Origin of the sequence: Pseudomonas sp. C11, assembly GCF_034683865.1 — a bacterium.
In the GTDB taxonomy this organism is placed as follows: Bacteria; Pseudomonadota; Gammaproteobacteria; order Pseudomonadales; family Pseudomonadaceae; genus Aquipseudomonas.
Genome location: NZ_JAWIIP010000101.1, coordinates 1 through 233, shown reverse-complemented (window position 1 = coordinate 233; position 233 = coordinate 1). Strand labels below are relative to the sequence as shown.

The 233-nt window shown below is 30.9% G+C and carries 1 protein-coding gene; it reads right to left on the bottom strand.

Annotation, left to right across the window (positions count from 1 at the left end):
• The coding region (locus VC352_RS25075; protein ID WP_322982184.1) for a hypothetical protein at positions 1 to 233 on the bottom strand (233 nt) is incomplete at both ends.

The following is a 233-nucleotide window of genomic DNA, read 5'->3' as shown; positions in this document are numbered from 1 at the left end:
TATCAACATATTTTATATAAAACAATGCGATCCCTATAAAATTAATTTGCCCTAAAATTATTACGGCATCTTGATCATTATATGGAAATGCCTTTTCATTGGAAACGAAAATATCTATACGCTCATAAAAGTCGCACAAAAAACGGAGAGACTTCTTCCCATACTCCACCGTCATAATTTCATATGGAAAAACAAATTCCACCACACCATATTCAGATAAAATATTTTCTGAA